Annotated in this window: 15 protein-coding genes and 1 riboswitch; of the genes, 4 read left to right on the top strand and 11 right to left on the bottom strand. The window is 67.1% G+C overall.

What is annotated here, in order from left to right:
* Positions 1-8: 8 nt before the first annotated feature.
* The 8 genes from FHW83_RS09440 to thiC form a co-directional block, all read right to left on the bottom strand.
* Positions 9-941: a Gfo/Idh/MocA family protein gene (locus tag FHW83_RS09440; RefSeq protein WP_176646109.1), complete on the bottom strand. Its 933-nt coding sequence runs from the start codon at positions 939-941 to the stop codon at positions 9-11.
* 101 nt (positions 942-1,042) lie between these two features.
* Positions 1,043-1,495 (bottom strand): response regulator, encoded by a 453-nt coding sequence (locus FHW83_RS09435; RefSeq protein WP_176646108.1) that lies wholly within the window; start codon positions 1,493-1,495, stop codon positions 1,043-1,045.
* Between the two features lie 206 nt (positions 1,496-1,701).
* Positions 1,702-2,334, bottom strand: coding sequence for an ANTAR domain-containing response regulator (locus tag FHW83_RS09430; RefSeq protein ID WP_176646107.1), 633 nt, complete (start codon positions 2,332-2,334; stop codon positions 1,702-1,704).
* 70 nt (positions 2,335-2,404) lie between these two features.
* Complete coding sequence (gene thiE / locus FHW83_RS09425; protein ID WP_176646106.1) at positions 2,405-3,022, bottom strand: thiamine phosphate synthase; 618 nt, start codon at positions 3,020-3,022, stop codon at positions 2,405-2,407.
* Positions 3,023-3,039: 17 nt separating this feature from the next.
* Positions 3,040-3,957 (bottom strand): hydroxymethylpyrimidine/phosphomethylpyrimidine kinase, encoded by a 918-nt coding sequence (locus FHW83_RS09420; RefSeq protein ID WP_176646105.1) that lies wholly within the window; start codon positions 3,955-3,957, stop codon positions 3,040-3,042.
* Positions 3,954-4,742 carry a thiazole synthase gene (locus FHW83_RS09415; protein WP_373997188.1) on the bottom strand — a complete coding sequence of 263 codons (789 nt, stop codon included), beginning with the start codon at positions 4,740-4,742 and terminating at the stop codon, positions 3,954-3,956. The genes FHW83_RS09420 and FHW83_RS09415 overlap by 4 nt, the downstream gene beginning before the upstream one ends.
* Positions 4,743-4,748: 6 nt before the next feature.
* Positions 4,749-4,952 (bottom strand): sulfur carrier protein ThiS, encoded by a 204-nt coding sequence (gene thiS, locus FHW83_RS09410; protein ID WP_176646103.1) that lies wholly within the window; start codon positions 4,950-4,952, stop codon positions 4,749-4,751.
* A gap of 3 nt (positions 4,953-4,955) precedes the next feature.
* On the bottom strand, positions 4,956-6,839 hold the full coding sequence (gene thiC, locus FHW83_RS09405; RefSeq protein WP_176646102.1) for a phosphomethylpyrimidine synthase ThiC: 1,884 nt from the start codon (positions 6,837-6,839) through the stop codon (positions 4,956-4,958).
* A 74-nt stretch (positions 6,840-6,913) separates the two neighbouring features.
* A riboswitch (TPP riboswitch) is annotated at positions 6,914-7,016 on the bottom strand.
* A 90-nt stretch (positions 7,017-7,106) separates the two neighbouring features.
* Here thiC and FHW83_RS09400 point away from each other — a divergent pair.
* From FHW83_RS09400 to FHW83_RS09390, 3 genes are all read left to right on the top strand, one after another.
* Positions 7,107-10,163, top strand: a complete 3,057-nt coding sequence (locus FHW83_RS09400) for a ligand-binding sensor domain-containing diguanylate cyclase (RefSeq protein WP_176646101.1) — start codon at positions 7,107-7,109, stop codon at positions 10,161-10,163.
* A gap of 144 nt (positions 10,164-10,307) precedes the next feature.
* Entirely contained in the window at positions 10,308-11,525 is a 1,218-nt protein-coding gene (locus tag FHW83_RS09395; RefSeq protein ID WP_176646100.1) for a DUF4382 domain-containing protein, read from the top strand.
* A 187-nt stretch (positions 11,526-11,712) separates the two neighbouring features.
* A complete protein-coding gene (locus FHW83_RS09390) occupies positions 11,713-13,242 on the top strand; it encodes a S8 family serine peptidase (protein ID WP_176646099.1) in 1,530 nt (509 codons plus the stop codon).
* Positions 13,243-13,314: 72 nt separating this feature from the next.
* On the opposite strand, the gene FHW83_RS09385 is transcribed toward FHW83_RS09390, so the two are convergent.
* From FHW83_RS09385 to FHW83_RS09375, 3 genes are read right to left on the bottom strand one after another with little or no spacing between them, the layout of a single operon-like run.
* Entirely contained in the window at positions 13,315-14,130 is an 816-nt protein-coding gene (locus tag FHW83_RS09385; RefSeq protein ID WP_176646098.1) for a crotonase/enoyl-CoA hydratase family protein, read from the bottom strand.
* Between the two features lie 13 nt (positions 14,131-14,143).
* Positions 14,144-14,419 carry a type II toxin-antitoxin system RelE/ParE family toxin gene (locus tag FHW83_RS09380; protein WP_176646097.1) on the bottom strand — a complete coding sequence of 92 codons (276 nt, stop codon included), beginning with the start codon at positions 14,417-14,419 and terminating at the stop codon, positions 14,144-14,146.
* A gap of 3 nt (positions 14,420-14,422) precedes the next feature.
* Positions 14,423-14,644, bottom strand: a complete 222-nt coding sequence (locus FHW83_RS09375) for a hypothetical protein (protein ID WP_176646096.1) — start codon at positions 14,642-14,644, stop codon at positions 14,423-14,425.
* 103 nt (positions 14,645-14,747) lie between these two features.
* Here FHW83_RS09375 and FHW83_RS09370 point away from each other — a divergent pair, with 103 nt between their 5' ends.
* Positions 14,748-17,543, top strand: coding sequence for a valine--tRNA ligase (locus tag FHW83_RS09370; RefSeq protein ID WP_176646095.1), 2,796 nt, complete (start codon positions 14,748-14,750; stop codon positions 17,541-17,543).
* The last annotated feature ends 183 nt before the right edge of the window (positions 17,544-17,726 follow it).

Here is a 17,726-nt window from a genome sequence, read left to right as displayed (position 1 = left end):
ATAGCGCATCAGTCGTGGAAGGCGTCCACCACTTTGCGCTGGCCCAGCATGAAGGCGTCGGCCACGTGGCGCAGCGGCGCCACGTCCACGTCGGACTTGCCGGCGCGGATGATCGCGGCGAAGCGCTGGTACAGCGACGGGTACTCGGCCTCCTTCTCCAGCGGCTGCTCGGCGCCGTTGATCCACAGGCGCGCGCCGCCATTCGCCAGCCGCACCTCGCCGCCGGCGGTGCCGACGATGATGTCCCAGCTTTGCGGGCCGGTCTGGCGCCAGTCGAACTCGGCATGCACCTTGACGCCGGCGGCGTCCTGGAAGTGCAGGTCGGCGGCGATCGGCGCGTCGCGGTTTTCCGGGAATTCCAGCGCGGCCCTGGTCAGGAACACGGCCGACGGCAGGATCTCGGTGACGATCGACAGCGCGTTGATGCCCGGGTCGAACACGCCCAGCCCGCCCGCCTGCCAGATCCAGTCCTGGTTCGGGTGCCACTGGCGCACGTCCTCCTTCCAGATCACGTGCATGGCGGTGGGCGGGTTGGCGGCCAGGTGGGCCTTGGCCGGCTGCACGCCCGGCGCGTAGCGCGAGTGCCAGCTGGCGAACAGGCTCACGCCCCGCTCGGCGGCGTAGGCCTCGAGGTCGGCCACCTCCGACAGCGTGGCGCCCGGCGGCTTTTCCAGGAACACGTGCTTGCCGGCGGCCAGCGCCTTGCGCGCGGCGGCGTAGCGGTACTGCGGCGGCATGCACAGCGACACGGCCTCGATGTCCGGACGCGCCTCCAGCATGGCCTCGATGGTCGGGAAGCTGGGAACGTTGTCGATGGTGTTGTTGCGGCTGGCGGTGGCGACCAGCGTGAAATCGGCGGCGTTGGCGTTGATCGCCGGAACGTGCTGGTCGTAAACGATCTTGCCCACGCCGACGATGGCGAGTTTGAGTGGTGACGTCATCTTGGAGGTCCTGATTGAGTTGATCCGGCAGCCTATCACCTCAACCAGCCGCGCAACAAGCGCGGACCGGCCTCACCGAGTATTTATTATCAATATTGCGATTATTGGGGCTCAACCGGCATCGCAGGACCGATGCCCAGCAGGTCGGACACGGTGCGCCACAGCTGGCGCGGCGAGGTCCACGGCTTGGGCAGGAAGGCGTGGCCGGCCTGGTGCTGCTCCGGATGGCGGGCCGAGTACATCAGCACGCGCGCGTTGTGCTGGCCGCCGCGCAGCTCGGCCAGCAGGTCGACGCCGTCGCCGTCCGGCAGGTCCGGGTCGAGCACCACCAGCGCGAATTTTTCGTTCTGCAGCAGTTCCTGCGCGGCCGCCAGGGTCGGCACGTGGGTCACCTGGGTTTCCGGCACCAGCAGCGCGGCCAGCACCAGCGCCGCGTCGTGGTCGCTGTCCACGTGCAGCACGCGCGGCGCGGCCGCGAAAATCGAAAAGCCGATGGCGCCGCCGCTGTCGTCCGTGAACGGGCGATAGGTATTGCTTGGAAAATCGTTGGTCATGAAGTTCTCCGCTCGAAAAGCTCAGTGCAAGCTCGGCGGAGTTGGGCCGAAGGATCGGTGTGGCGCAGGGTGCAGGCGGCCATTGAAGCGGCAGGTGCGAATCAGAGGCCCCGCCGCAGGTGACGCGGGCGGATAGCTGTTATCCGCCGCTCAGGTACAAGTGTATAACAAAAATGCCGTACGACAAGAAATTTTGTCGCCGGCGTTTACTTTTTCAGACGGTTGTTGAACGCAGCGTGCAAGCTGTTCAACGTTTCCTCGGCCGCCAGCAACTGGTCCGCCACCTCGTTGACCTTGCGCCGGTTGGAGCGGGCGTGGTCGCGCAGCACCTCGAAGGCGGTGTTGCGGTCGGTCTGGAACTTGCACATCAGCAGGCCCACGGCCAGGCTGGTCTCGCGGCCGGCGGCCAGCGCGGCGTTCAGGTTGAGCTCGGTTCGGCGCAGCTGGCGGATCTCGTCGGCGCGCGCCAGGCCGGCGGCGAAGGCCGGCATCAGGTGCTTCTCGTCGACCGGCTTGACCAGGAAGCCCACCGCGCCGTAGGACGCGGCCTGCTTGCCGGCGTCGGCGTCGCCGCGGCCGGACAGGAACATGAACGGCACCGAGCTGGTGGCGTGCAGCTGCTTGGCCAGTTCCAGGCCGTTCATGCCGGGCATGTGGATGTCCAGCAGGGCCAGGTCCGGCTCGCGCTGGGCGATCGACTGCAGGGCTTGCTCCGCCGAGGAGGCCTTGGCCACCTCGTAGCCGGCGTGGCCCAGCACTTCGCCAAGGAAGTCGAGCAGCAGCGGGTCGTCGTCAACAATCAGGATCAGGCGCTTCTGTGCGGGAGTGGAGGCAGTCATGGGACGGAAACCTTAGGCTTATGCTAACGCCCCATTATAAGACTGAAAGCCCCCCGTACTTCAAGCGTTTTTATTGCTGCGTGAAAAGCGATTGAAATTGCCTTACCGCCTGCGCCACACTATCAGCTTGATAGACGCTGCTGATGGCGGCCACCATGTGGGCGCCGCGCGCGACCAGCGGCGCGGCGTTGTGCGGCGTCATGCCGCCGATCACCACGGTCGGCACGCGGATCACGTCGCGCGCCCGGTCGAGGATGTCCGGCGGCGTGCTGACCTCGTACTGCTTGACGCGCGACGGATAGAAGCCGCCGAAGGCCACGTAGCTGGCGCCGGCGTCCTGCGCCATCAGCGCGCGCGACAGCTCGCCGTAGCAGGAGGCGCCGATGATTTTCCGCCGGCCCAGCCGGGCGCGCACCTGGGCCACCTCGGCGTCGGTGCCGCCCAGGTGGACGCCGTCGGCGTCGAGCTCCTCGCACAGCTCGACATGGTCGTTGATGATGAAGGGCACGCGGTGGCGGCGGCACAGGGCCTGCAGCGCGGCGGCCTGTTCATGGCGCAACACGGCGCCGGCCTCCTTGTGACGGTATTGCAGCAAGGCGACCGGGGCGGCTTGCAGCGCCTGCCCGGTCAGTTGCAGCAGGCGGCTGGTGTCGTCCCAGTTGGGGGTGACGAGGTAGAGTCCTTGCATGGTGTGCTCTCTTCTGTTTATCGCAAAGGGATGCGCTGGCCGGCGGCGATGGCGTAGGCGTCGCGCAGCGCGTGGTAGGTGTACAACTGGGCGTTCTCCAGCGCCACGGCGGTCGGCACGCCGAGCGCCAGTTGGCTGGCGATGGCGGAAGCCAGCGTGCAGCCGCTGCCGTGGAATTCGCCCGCCAGCCGCTGCCAGCGCCACTCGCGCAGCGCGGCGGCCATCTGCCCGCCGGCCGCGCCGGCCAACGGCGGCGCGGCCGCATTCGACAGCGCCCCGCCGCCGGCCAGCAGCGCCGGCGAGAGGGGCGCCGGCGCGCCGGGGCCGTACCAGCGGTTGACCACGTCGTCGCCCTCGCCGTGGCCGCCGGTGATGAAGACGTGGCGGCAGCCGCGCGCGCGCAAGGCGTGCGCCTGCGCGTCCGGCCGCGTGGCGTCGCTCAGGGCGCGCGCCTCCGGCCCGTTGGGCGTGACCACGGTGGCCAGCGGCAGCAACGGCGCCAGCGCCGTCACCGCGTCATCGCGCGACAGCACATCGCCATGGCCGCTGGCCAGCACCGGGTCCAGCACCACCGGCAGCCCCGGCTGGCGTTCACGCAGGCGCTGGATCACCTCCGCGATCGCCAGCGCGTTGGCGGCGCTGCCGGTGATGCCGATCTTCACGGCACCGATGGCGCACTTGTCCACCAGCGCCCGCGCCTGGCGCAGCACCATGCCCGCGTCCACCGGCTGCACGCCGTACACGCGGTCATTGTCCTGCACCGTGAGCGCGGTGCAGACGGTCAGCGCGTGCGCCCCCTGCCCGGCCACCGCCTGCAAATCCGCCGACAGCCCGGCGCCGCCGGACGGATCGAGGCCGGCGAACACCAGCACGCACGGCCGCGTCTCGGCCGCGCTACCCGCCAGGCCGTCTGTCGGCGATCCTGGATGGATCATGCGAGCCGGCCCGCCATCGGCGACGACGGCGACGCCGCGAACTTGCGCGCGATGCGGCCGGCCAGATAAGCCTCGCGTCCGGCCTGCACGCCCAGCTTCATGGCGCGCGCCATGCGCACCGGGTCCTGCGCGCCGGCGATGGCGGTGTTCATCAGCACCCCGTCGCAACCGAGCTCCATGGCGATCGCCGCGTCGGACGCCGTGCCCACGCCGGCGTCCACCAGCACCGGCACCCTGGCCTGCTCGATGATCAGCGACAGGTTCCAAGGATTCAGGATGCCCATGCCGGAACCGATCAACGACGCCAGCGGCATCACCGCGACGCAGCCTATGTCCTCCAGCATGCGCGCCTGGATCGGATCGTCGCTGCAGTAGACCATCACGTCGAAGCCATCCTTCACCAGCTCGCGCGCGGCGACCAGGGTTTCCGGCATATTCGGGAACAGGGTCTTCTCGTCACCCAGCACCTCCAGCTTCACCAGCTTGTGGCCGTTCAACAGCTCGCGCGCCATCTGCAAGGTGTAGACCGCGTCCCTGGCCGTGTAGCAGCCGGCCGTGTTCGGCAGTATCGTGTAGCGCGAAGGCGGCAGCACATCCAGCAACGACGGCGCCTTCGGGTCCTGGCCGATGTTCACGCGGCGTATCGCCACCGTGATGATCTCGGCTTCGGCGGCGTCGGTGGCCTCGCGCGTCTGCTGCAAATCCTTGTACTTGCCACTGCCCACCAGCAGGCGCGATTGGTATTCCTTGCCCGCGATTTTCAACACATCATTCATATCCGTCATCTCCAATTAACCGCCACCGATGGCGCGCACGATATCCACCTTGTCCCGCGCCTGCAGGACACGCTGCGGCCACTGCTGGCGCGGCACCACATTGCGGTTGACCGCCAGCGCCAGCGCCTGCCCGCCCAGTTCCAGCGCGTCGACCAGCTGGTCCAGCGTTTGCCGCGGCGGCACCTGGTGCGGCGCGCCGTTCAATTCAATCTCGATCATGGTTCACGCCTTGCTGTACAGCTCAGCGCCGTTCTTGATGAACTCCACCGCCTTCACCTGCATGCCCTCCTCCGCATACTGGCGCACCTCCTGCGTGATCTTCATCGAGCAGAAATGCGGGCCGCACATCGAGCAGAAGTGCGCCACCTTGGCGGAATCCTTCGGCAGCGTCTCGTCGTGGAACTCGCGCGCCTTGTCCGGATCGAGGCCGAGGTTGAACTGGTCCTCCCAGCGGAACTCGAAGCGCGCCTTGGACAGGGCGTTGTCGCGGATCTGCGCGCCCGGATGGCCCTTGGCCAGGTCGGCGGCGTGGGCCGCGATCTTGTAGGTGATGATGCCGTCCTTGACGTCATTCTTGTCCGGCAAGCCAAGGTGCTCCTTGGGCGTGACGTAGCACAGCATGGCCGTGCCGTACCAGCCTATCTGCGCCGCGCCGATGCCGGAGGTGATGTGGTCATAGCCCGGCGCGATGTCGGTGGTCAACGGCCCCAGCGTGTAGAACGGCGCCTCGTGGCACTGCTCCAGCTGCAGGTCCATGTTCTCCTTGATGAGCTGCATCGGCACGTGGCCCGGGCCTTCGATCATCACCTGCACGTCGTGCTTCCAGGCGATCTGCGTGAGTTCGCCCAGCGTTTTCAGCTCGCCCAGCTGGGCCTCGTCGTTGGCGTCGTAGATCGAGCCCGGACGCAGGCCGTCGCCCAGCGAGAACGACACGTCGTAGGCCTTCATGATCTGGCAAATCTCTTCGAAGTGCGTGTACAGGAAGTTCTCCTTGTGATGCGCGAGGCACCACTTGGCCAGGATGGAACCGCCGCGCGAGACGATGCCCGTCATGCGCTTGGCCGTCAGCGGCACGTAGCGCAGCAGCACGCCGGCGTGGATGGTGAAGTAGTCGACGCCCTGCTCCGCCTGTTCGATCAGGGTGTCGCGGAAAATCTCCCAGGTCAGGTCCTCGGCCTTGCCGTTGACCTTCTCCAGCGCCTGGTAGATCGGCACCGTGCCGATCGGCACCGGCGAGTTGCGGATGATCCACTCGCGCGTTTCGTGGATGTGCTTGCCGGTGGACAGGTCCATCACGGTGTCGCCGCCCCAGCGGATCGACCACGTCATCTTCTCCACCTCCTCGCCGATCGAGGAGGTCACCGCCGAGTTGCCGATGTTGGCGTTGATCTTCACCAGGAAGTTGCGGCCGATGATCATCGGCTCCACCTCCGGGTGGTTGATGTTGGCGGGGATGATGGCGCGGCCGCGGGCGATCTCGTCGCGCACGAACTCTGGCGTGATCTCGGCCGGGATGCCGGCGCCGTACGCCTGGCCCGGATGCTGGCGGCCCATCAGGTCGGCCAGGCGCTGGCCGGTGGGACCGGACGCCCTCAGGCTCTCGATGTATTCCTTGCGGCGCAGGTTCTCGCGGATGGCGACGAACTCCATCTCCGGCGTGACGATGCCCTGGCGCGCGTAGTGCATCTGCGTGACGTTCCTGCCGGCGCGCGCGCGGCGCGGCTTGCGGTGCAGGTTGAAGCGCAACTCCGCCAGCGCCGGATCGGCCAGGCGCGCCTGGCCGTAGGCCGAGGTCGGGCCGTCCAGCTCCTCGGTGTCGCCGCGCTCCAGTATCCACGGCAGGCGCGGCGTCTCGGCCAGGCCGGAGCGGATATCGATGTGCGCCTGCGGATCGGTGTACGGGCCGGAGGTGTCATAGACAAAGACGGGCGGGTTGGCCTCGAAGCCGAACGAGGCCGGGGTGTCGGCCTGCGAGATTTCGCGCATCGGCACGCGGATGTCGGGGCGGCTGCCCTCGACGTAGATCTTGCGCGAATTGGGCAGTGGCTTGATGGCTGCCTCATCCACCGTGGCGGTGGCGGACATGAATTTCGGATTGGCGTTCATTTGGCTCCTTTGTTGGGCTACAGGAGCCAGCAAAGGAGGTGGGACCACCGCCCGCGCACGGTGGATCGGTGGCGCGGCGTCATCCTGAGCTTCCCTTCGCTGGCATTATCCAGATCAGGTTCGGAGGGTATTTCTCACCCGCCGCGCATGCGCGCGGCAGGACCCCTAGCGTGTGCCACCTGGCGGTGGCGCGCCGATTATACCCGCATCCGGTTCCCGTAGCAAAAAACCCACATGATTGCCAGATTAGTCAGGTATAGTGTCTTCATGCCACACAGCAATTTTCACCCTCGCACCGCCGCCCTGGCGCGCCTGCCGCGCGTCGCCGCCGCCCTGTGCCTGCTGCTGTGTTGGCTGATGCTGGCGCGGCCGCTGCACGCGGCCAACGGCGAGCGCTGGTCCGGCCAGGCGAACACCAGCTTCAAGCACAATATGCACATCGACGTCAGCAGCGGCGTGTGCCTGGCCCAGGACCGCCAGGGCTTCCTGTGGATCGGCACCCAGGCCGGGCTGGTGCGCTGGGATGGCAACCGCCACGTCAAGTACGTGGCCGACGCCGCCCGCGACGAGGCCTTGCCCGACAGCTACATCATGAGCCTGCACGTCGACCCCCAGGGCCGCCTGTGGATCGGCATGAGCTCGGGCGGGCTGGCGCGCTACGACGCCACGCGCGACGCCTTCGTGCGCTACCGCGCCGGCGGCGACGGCCTGCGCGACCCGCGCGTGAGCGCCATCGCCGACGACGGCGCGGGCGGCCTGTGGCTGGCCACCGGCCGCGGCCTCGACCACATGACCGCCGACGGCCGCTTCACCCGCCAGGCCCCGGCCGGCGCCGCCCTGCCGGACGGCGGCGTCGACACCCTGCTGCGCGAGGCCGACGGCACGCTGTGGATCGGCACCCGCCGCGGCCTGTTCCAGCTCAAGCCCGGCCAGCCGGCGCAACAGATCACGCTGGGCGGCAAGACCGGCCTGTCGATCACCGCGCTGCTCAAGGACAGCGCCGGGCGGCTGTGGATCGGCAGCCGCACCAACGGCGCCTTCAGCATCGCGCCGGGCGGCGACGCCCACGGCGCGGCGGCGGTGCGCGAGAGCGGCGCGCAGCCGACGCTGCAATCGGAGCGCGTCTCGGCCATCGTCGAGGCCGGGCCGGACGAGATCTGGCTGGGCACCAACGGCGCCAACGGCGGCATCGTCGTGCTCGACGCGCGCAGCAACACCACGCGCCGCATCCGCCACCGCGCGGACGCCCCCGACAGCCTGCCCGACAACGACATCATGGCCATGCTGCGCGAGCGCAGCGGCATCATCTTCACCTCCTACATGGCCGGCATCAGCCAGCACGATCCGCAGCCGCGCGCCATCACCACCATCCGCCACGCCGAGGCCAACCGCGGCAACGTGCTGAGCGTGCCCAGCGTGATGCTGGCGCCCGACGGCCAGCTCTGGCTCAGCAACACCAGCGGCGGCATCGAGATCATGGATCCCTACCGCGGCCACACCGGCCGCCTGACCACCGCCGCCGGCCTGCCGCCGGGCCGTGTGCTGGCGATGGCGCCGGGGCCGGACGGCGAGGTCTACATCGGCACCCAGCACGGCCTGTACCGCACCGGCGCCGACGGCCGCCACCCGCGGCGCGTGGTGGTGCCCACGCGCGGCGAGGAGGAGGAAGTCTGGGCGCTGGCGCTGGACGGGCGCACGCTGTGGGTCGGCGGGCTGGACGGCCTGTGGGCGCTGGCGCTGCCGGCCGCCGGCGCGCCGCGCCTGCTGCGCCACGAGGACCAGCAACTGGGCGACCCGCGCGTGACCGCCGTGCTGCCGGTCGGCGACGACGTCTGGGTCGGCACGCGCGGCGGGCTGGCGCGGCTCGGCCCGGACGCGGTCGAGCGCATCCCGACCGAACTGGCGGTGCCCGACCGGCTGCCGCCGGGCTACGTGTCCTCGCTGGCGCTCGATCGCCGCGGCCGCCTGTGGATGTCCAACTTCGGCACCGGCGTGGTCATGCTGGAGCGCACCGACCCGGACGGCCGGCGCCGCTTCCGCCGGCTCGGCATGCAGCAGGGCCTGCCCGACAGCGGCGCCAACAAGCTGCTGCTCGACCGCGAGGGCATGCTGTGGGCCAGCACCGACGCCGGCCTGGCCCGCATCGATCCCGAGGCGCTGACCATCCGCGCGCTGGGCGCCAGCGACGGCGTGCAGGTGCCGACCTACTGGACCAACTCGGGCGCCGTCACCGCCGAGGGCGAACTGGTGTTCGGCGGCCTGTCCGGGGTCAGCGTGGTCAAGCCGCAGGCGCTGAGCGTGTCGCACTACGCGCCGCCGATGGTGGTCACGCGCCTGCTGCTCAACGACAAGGAGATCCCGGCCGCCGTCTACAACACCGGCCTGGGCGCCAAGGCGCCGCCGGTGACGGTGCCGCCGGCCGCGCGCGAGCGCGGCTTCTCGCTGGAGTTCGCCGCGCTCGACTACGCCACCCCGGAGCGCAACCGCTACGCCTACCAGCTCAAGGGCTTCGACTCCAACTGGGTGGAAACCGACGCCGGCGCGCGCCGCGCCAGCTACAACAACCTGCCGCCGGGCGACTACCTGCTGCAACTGCGCGGCACCAACCGCCATGGCGACTGGTCGGCGCCGATCGCGGTGCCGGTGCGGGTGCTGCCGGCGTGGCACCAGCATCCGCTGGCGCGCCTGGCGATGTTCGTGCTCGTGATCCTGCTGGCCGCCGGCCTGCTGCACGCGCGCACCGCCTACCTGCGCCGGCGCCAGCGCGAGCTCGAAGGCATGGTGCAGGCGCGCACCGCCGAGCTGCGCACCATCCAGTCGCAGCTGGAGACGCTGGCCTACGGCGACCCGCTGACCGGCCTGGCCAACCGCCGCCTGTTCAACGACGAGCTGCGCCACCTGGTGGCGCAGGCCGAGCGCGGCGGCGCCGCCTTCACCCTGCTGCTGATCGACCTCGACCACTTCAAGCAGATCAACGACAGCCTGGGCCACGACGCCGGCGACGCCCTGCTGGTGGCGGCCGCCGAGCGGCTGCGGGCGGCGGTGCGCGAGTCGGACCGCGCCTACCGGCTCGGCGGCGACGAGTTCGCGGTGCTGCTGCACCAGCCGCTGGAGAGCGGCACGCCGGCCGCCGTGTGCGCCCGCATCCTGAGCAACCTGGCCGCGCCGCTGGCGCACGGCGCGGACGTGATCGAGATCAGCGCCAGCGTCGGCGCCGCCAGCCACCGCCAGGGCGACAGCCACGAACAACTCTACAAACGCGCCGACGTGGCGCTGTATGAAGCCAAGGCCGCCGGCCGCAACACCTGGCGCCTGGCGGAATAGGCAAGCTTGCCGGTATTGCACTCCATTAATGTAACCAAACTTTACTACGTGCGTCACCGCACATAGAAAATAGCGCCTCGCTAGTCACAATCTAGCTCAGCGGTGGAGACCGCGACCCAATAATATTCATAAGCGAGGCACATCATGAGCAAGCCCTACATCTCCTATTCCCTGGCCGCCACGGCGGCGTTGACGGCGGCGTTACTGAGCGCCTGCGGCGGTGGCGGCGGCGGTTCCGCGCCAGCCGCGCCATCCACCGGCACCTTGGGGGTGTCCGTGACCGACGCCCCGGCTTGCGGGTTCGACGCGGTCAACGTCACCGTGAGCAAGGTGCGGGTGCACCAGAGCGCCAGCGCGGCCGAGACCGACAGCGGCTGGACCGACATCACCCTCAACCCGGCGCGCAAGATCAACCTGCTCGCGCTCAACAACGGCACCCTCGACGCCCTCGGCCAGACGTCGCTCAGCGCCGGCCACTATTCGCAACTGCGCCTGGTCCTGGACGGCAACACCGGCAACGGCCTGGCCAACTCCGTGGTGCCGAGCGGCAGCACGACCGAGCAAACGCTGGACACGCCCAGCGCGGTGCAGAGCGGCATCAAGCTGGTGAACGAATTCGACGTGGCCGCCGGCCAGCGCGTGGACCTGGTGCTGGACTTCGACGCCTGCAAATCGGTGGTCACCAAAGGCAACGGCAAATACGCGCTGAAGCCGGTGGTCAAGGTCATTCCCTTCACCCTGAACGGCATCAGCGGCTACGTCAGCACCGCCTTGCTGGCCAATCATGTGATGGTGTCGGCCCAGCAGAACGGCGTGGTGGTGAGCGCCACCGCCCCCAACCCGAGCACCGGCGAATTTGCCCTGACCCGTCTGCCGCTGGGTAACTATGATGTGGTGATCACGGCCGACGCCAGCGCCGCCGCCGTGGTGGGCGCGGTGCCGGTCACCAGCACCTCGGCCATGGTGCCGATCAGCACCGCCGCCGCGCCGATCACCCTGCCGGCATCGACCACCGGCAGCATCGCCGGCGCCGTCACGCTGGCGCCGGCCAGCACCACGGCCGCCGCCTACGTGTCCGCCAAGCAAAGCTTCGCGGCCGGCCCGGTGGTCACCATCAAGTACCGGGGCGCCGACCTCGACAGCGGCAACTACACGCTGAGCGGGCTGCCCGTCAAAGCGCCGCAATACGCGCCATACAGCGCCACCTTGCCGCTGCGGTTCAGCACCGCCAGCACGGTGCTGCCGGGCGCCGGCAAGTATCTGGTGGAGGCGTCCGCCAGCGGCTACACCACGCTCAGCACGCCGGTGGTCGATATTTCGGCGCAGAACCAGGCCAATATCAATTTCACCCTCAAGCCCTAATGACGGCTCTTAATTTAGCGGCGTTACCCTCAAGCCCCGAGCTTCAGGGATCGCAAAAAGGACGCCGCGGCGTCCTTTTTTTTGCGCCTCCAGCAAAAAAACCACGTTTGTGTTGAGCACGATTGCCGGTGCTCCATGGCCGGGAGTAATCTGGCAATACAACAACCTATACAACATGGAGACACACATGAAGACGAAACTGATCATCGGCGCCGCCTTGCTGGCCGCCGTGGGCGCCAGCCACGCCGCGCAGGACAAGCAACGCGTCATCGTTGCCTTCCAGCCCGGGGCGGCCGCCAACATCAAGGCGGCGGTGGGCGCGGCGCACGGCGCGGTCATGCTGGAGATCGACGGCATGGACGCCATGGCCATCGAGGTGCCGACCAATGCCCTCAAGGGGCTGCAGCACAATCCCAACGTGCTGTACGTGGAGCCGGACGTCAAGCGTTATCCGCTCAGCGCCACCACGCCCTCGGCCGCGCCCTACCTCAGCGGCCAACTGGTCCCCTACGGCATCAAGATGGTGCAGGCTGACCAGTTATCCGACAGCAACGCCAGCAACCGCACCGTCTGCATCATCGATTCCGGCTACGACCGCGCGCATGAGGACCTGAACGCCAACAACGCCAACGGCGTGTACGACCGCGGCACCGGCTGGTGGTACACCGACGAAAACCATCACGGCACCCATGTGGCCGGCACCATTGCCGCCATCAACAACTATGACACCGGCGTGGTCGGCATCAATCCGAACCGCAAGATCAAGCTCTACATCGTGAAGGTGTTTGGCGCCGATGGCTGGGCCTATTCCTCCTCCCTGGCCAAGGCCGCCAACAATTGCGGCGCGGCCGGGGCCAACGTCATCAGCATGTCGCTCGGTGGCGCGGCGTCGAGCCGGACCGAGGACCGCGCCTTCGCGGCGCTGGAAGCCAAGGGCATCCTGTCGGTGGCCGCCGCCGGCAACGACGGCACCACGGCCATCTCCTACCCGGCCGGCTACGCCAGCGTGTTGTCGGTCGGCGCGCTGGACGAATTCAAGCAATGGGCGACCTTCTCGCAATACAACAGCAAGGTGGAGCTGGCCGCGCCCGGCGTCAACGTCCTGTCGACCGTGCCCATGGGCGCAGGCTCGAACTCGGCGCTGAAAGTGGGCAACACGGTGTACGCGCCCGGCGGCATGGAAGGCTCGCCCAAGAAGACCGTCACCGCGCCGCTGGCCGATTTCGGGCTGGGCGATGCCGTCAACAGCGCCGTGGCCGGCAAGGTGTGCCTGATCGCGCGCGGCAGCATCGATTTCGCCACCAAGGTCAGCAACTGCCAGAACAGTGGCGGCGTCGGCGCCGTGGTCTACAACAACGCCCCCGGCGGCTTCGGCGGCACGCTGGGCACGACCGTCACCACCATCCCGTCGGTCACCGCCTCCGACACCGAGGGCGCGGCCATGAAGAACCAGCTGGGCCAGAGCGCCACCCTGAGCGTCACGGCCACCAACTACGCCTACTACGACGGCACCTCGATGGCGACGCCGCATGTGTCGGGCGTGGCGGCGCTGGTGTGGAGCTACTTCCCAAGCTGCACCGGCAGCCAGGTCCGCGTTTCGCTCGACAAGAGCGCGCAAGACCTGGGCGCGGCCGGCCGTGACGACAAGTTCGGCTACGGCCTGGTGCAGGCCAAGGCGGCCTATGACCGCATCCTCTCGCTCGGCTGCGGCAAGTAAGGGCTAAGCCCAGGGCGCCGCTGCCGTCGCGCATGCGGCAACGGCGCCTTGCCAGAAGATGCAAGCGATGCGTCAGTCCTTGAACTGAGGGGTGGACTTGCTCACGCCTGCCATCATGGCCGCTTGCAGGTCAGCGGACATCAGCATGGCGGCGTTCCAGGTGGCGACGTAGTTCAGGCCGTCCGCCACCGAGTGGTCGCGGGCGTAGGTGATCATCTCCTTGGTGCCGCGCACAGACAACGGTGACTTGGCCGCAATCGTCGCGGCGATTTCGCGCACGCCTGCACGCAACGCCTCAGGCGATTCGAACACGCGGTTCACAAAGCCCATCTCCCTGGCCTCGGCGCCGTCGAACTTGCGGGCTGTGTAGGCCAACTCGCGCGCCATGCCCTCGCCGATCAGGCGCGGCAGACGTTGCAGTGTGCCCACATCGGCCACCATGCCGATGTCGATCTCCTTGATGCTGAACCAGGCGTCGGACGAGCAATAGCGCATGTCGGCGCAGCAGATCAAATCGATGCCGCCGCCGACGCAGGCGCCATGCACGGCGGCCAGCACCGGCTTGCGGCAGCGTTCCAGACTGGTGAGGGTATCCTGCAAATCAAGGATCACGCGGCGCAGCTTCTCGCGCGTGCGGCCGTCGCACTCATCGCGCACCTGCGCGCCGACGCCCATCATCATCTGCAAATCGATGCCGGCGGTGAAGGCCTTGCCCTCCCCCTCCAGAATGGCGACGCGGATCTCCGGCGTCTCGTCGATATAGCGGAACGCGGCACGGATATCGTTCCACATCGCCGCATTCATCGCGTTCAACTTCTCCGGCCGATTCAAGCGCACCGTCGCAACATGGTCCTCGATACTCAAGGCAAGCGTTTCAAAGCTGGGCATATTTTTTCTCCTGTCAGCGATGCTCCCGCGTGTGCCACACACGCAAAATGTAAATCGCCGTATCTTTTATCTCGTAGCGGATTTCATATTGGCGCACCAAAATGCGGCGCACCTCCTTGGGTAAAAATTCATCCAGTAACTCGCCTATCCTCGGATTGGCGGGCAGTAGGTCAGGAGCAGATACTAACGCGCGGACGGCGCTCGCGGCAGCGTGGTGGTCGATCAATGCCAGAAAATCGTGCAATCGATCAAGATCGGACAGCGCCTTGCTGGTCCAGAAGATATCCATGGCTCACGGCCGGGGCAGCGGCGCGTTGGTCCCTAGGCTGTCGGCCCACTTCTTGACATCCTGCTGGTCCACAAACCGACCCGCATCGACATCATCCAGCCCTTCCAATGTCATGGCGTGGCGGGCATCAGCCAGCTCGCGGCTCAAGGCATCAAGGATGCGCTGCTTATCCGCCAAGCTTAATGTTTTGATACTTTCCTCTATTTCGGCTACGGTCATGCCCATGGAATCCTCCTGCGTGTTAGGCCCATTGTAGCTGCCACAATAATGCGCAGCAGGGGCCGCGTCATCTATAATGGCTGTTTTCGCAAATTAAATCTGCCATATCATGGAATTAGCCAAGTCTTTCGAGCCTGCCGACATTGAACAGTTCTGGCGCAGCGAGTGGGAGGCGCGCGGTTACTACACCGCCACCCTCGACGCCGGCAAACCTTCTTTCAGCATCCAGCTGCCGCCGCCGAACGTCACCGGCACCCTGCACATGGGCCATGCCTTCAACCAGACCATCATGGATGGCCTGACCCGCTACCACCGCATGCTGGGCCACAACACCGCCTGGATTCCCGGTACCGACCACGCCGGCATCGCCACCCAGATCGTGGTGGAACGCCAGTTGGACGCGCAGAAAGTCTCGCGCCATGACCTCGGCCGCGAAAAATTCATTGAAAAAGTCTGGGAGTGGAAGGAGAAATCCGGCTCCACCATCACCGGCCAGATGCGCCGCCTGGGCGCTTCCCCTGACTGGAAACGCGAATACTTCACCATGGACGCGGAGCGCTCCAAGGTCGTCACCGAAGTGTTCGTGCGCCTGCACGAGCAGGGCCTGATCTACCGCGGCAAGCGCCTGGTCAACTGGGACCCGGTGCTGGGCACCGCCGTCTCCGACCTGGAAGTGGTGTCGGAAGAGGAAGACGGCTCGATGTGGTACATCAAGTACCCGCTGGCCGACGGCAGCGGCCACCTGACCGTGGCCACCACCCGTCCTGAAACCATGCTGGGCGACGTCGCCGTGGCCGTGGACCCGACCGACGAGCGCTATCAGCCGCTGGTCGGCAAGATGCTGACGCTGCCGCTGGTCGGCCGCGAAATCCCGATCATCGCCGACGAATACGTCGACAAGGCCTTCGGCACCGGCTGCGTGAAGATCACCCCGGCGCACGACTTCAACGACTACGCCGTCGGTCAACGCCACAAGCTGGCCATGCCGTCGATCCTGACGCTGGATGCGAAGATCGTCGACGACGCGCCGGAAGCCTACCGCGGCCTGGACCGCTTTGAAGCCCGCAAAAAAATCGTGGCCGACCTGGAAGCCCAAGGCCTGCTGGAAGAAGTCAAGAAGCACAAGCTGATGGTGCCGCGCGGCGACCGTACCGGCGTGGTCATCGAGCCGATGCTGACCGACCAGTGGTTCGTCGCCATGAGCCAGCCGGCGCCGGAAGGCACGTTCAACCCGGGCAAATCGATCGCCGAGGTGGCGCTGGAAAAAGTGTCGTCGGGCGAAATCAAATTCGTGCCGGAGAACTGGACCACCACCTACAACCAGTGGCTGAACAACATCCAGGACTGGTGCATCTCGCGCCAGCTGTGGTGGGGCCACCAGATCCCGGCCTGGTATGACGACGCCGGCAACATCTTCGTCGCCCGCACCGAGGAGGAAGCCAAGGCGCAAGCCGCTGCCAAGGGCATCACCGCGCCGCTGCGCCGCGACAACGACGTGCTGGACACCTGGTTCTCGTCCGCGCTGGTGCCGTTCTCGACCCTGGGCTGGCCGGAAGAAACGCCGGACATCAAGGCCTTCCTGCCATCGTCGGTGCTGGTGACCGGCTTTGACATCATCTTCTTCTGGGTGGCGCGCATGGTCATGATGACTGCGCACTTCACCGGCAAGGTGCCGTTCGAAACCGTGTACGTGCACGGCCTGGTGCGCGACTCACAGGGCCAGAAGATGTCCAAGTCCAAGGGCAACACGCTGGACCCAATCGACCTGATCGACGGCATCGGCGTCGACGCGCTGGTGGAAAAACGCACCACCGGCCTGATGAACCCGAAAGCCGCCGAGAAAATCGCCAAGGCCACGCGCAAGGAATTCCCGGAAGGGATCGCCGCCTACGGCACCGACGCCGTGCGCTTCACCATGGCGTCGTACGCCTCGCTGGGCCGCAACATCAACTTCGACCTGGGCCGCTGCGAGGGTTACCGCAACTTCTGCAACAAGATGTGGAACGCCACCCGCTTCGTGATGATGAACACCGAAGGCAAAGACTGCTCGGCATCCGAAGCCGACCTGTCGAACGCCGACAAGTGGATCATCTCGCTGCTGCAAAAGGCCGAGCTGGACGTGGCCAAGGGCTTCGAAGACTACCGCTTCGACAACATCGCCTCGACCATCTACAAGTTCGTGTGGGACGAGTACTGCGACTGGTATCTGGAAGTGGCCAAGGTCCAGGTGCAAAGCGGCACCGAAGGGCAGCAGCGCGCCACCCGCCACACCCTGCTGCGCGTGCTGGAAGTGGTGCTGCGCCTGGCGCATCCGGTGATTCCGTTCGTGACCGAGGCGCTGTGGCAAGCCGTCGCGCCGCTGGCCGGCAAGACCGGCGACTCGATCATGCTGCAACCGTACCCGATCGCCAACGCCGCCAACATCAACGAATCGGCCGAGGCCTGGATGCAGCAGCTGAAGGCGCTGACCGACGCCACGCGCAACCTGCGCGGCGAAATGCAACTGGCGCCGTCGCTGCGCGTGCCGCTGATCGTCGAGCCGGGCAACGCCGAGGAGAAGGCGGCGATGGAAGGCTTCGCGCCGTACGTGCAATCGCTGGCCAAGCTGGCGGAAGTGCAGATCGTCGACGCGCTGCCGGATTCGCCGGCCGCCGTGGCCATCGTCGGCACCACCAAGCTGATGCTGAAAGTGGAAATCGACGTCAAGGCCGAGCGTGAGCGCCTGACCAAGGAGATCACCCGCCTGGAAGGCGAGATCAACAAGGCCAACGGCAAGCTGTCGAACGAAAGCTTCGTGGCGCGCGCGCCGGCGGAAGTGGTGGCGCAAGAAAAAGAACGGGTCGCCAACTTCAGCGCCACGCTGGAGAAAATGCGCGAGCAAATCGCCAAGCTGCCAGCCGCTTAAACAGCAACCCGCAATCCGGGGTCAGATCCTAATGCCGCTAAGTTAAGGCTTTTTGACCGCAAACTGATGCGCCGTCATTCCCGCGCAGGCGCACTGCTGTCCGGAATAATTTTGTTGACATGGTTTCAAAAGAGTGAAGGTTGCAGTTGTGCGAATTCCTCCATCTGGCGTCGTCGTCGTCGG

This window comes from Duganella sp. SG902, from assembly GCF_013376005.1.
Lineage (GTDB): Bacteria > Pseudomonadota > Gammaproteobacteria > Burkholderiales > Burkholderiaceae_D > Rugamonas.
This window is presented reverse-complemented; position numbering and strand designations above follow the sequence as displayed.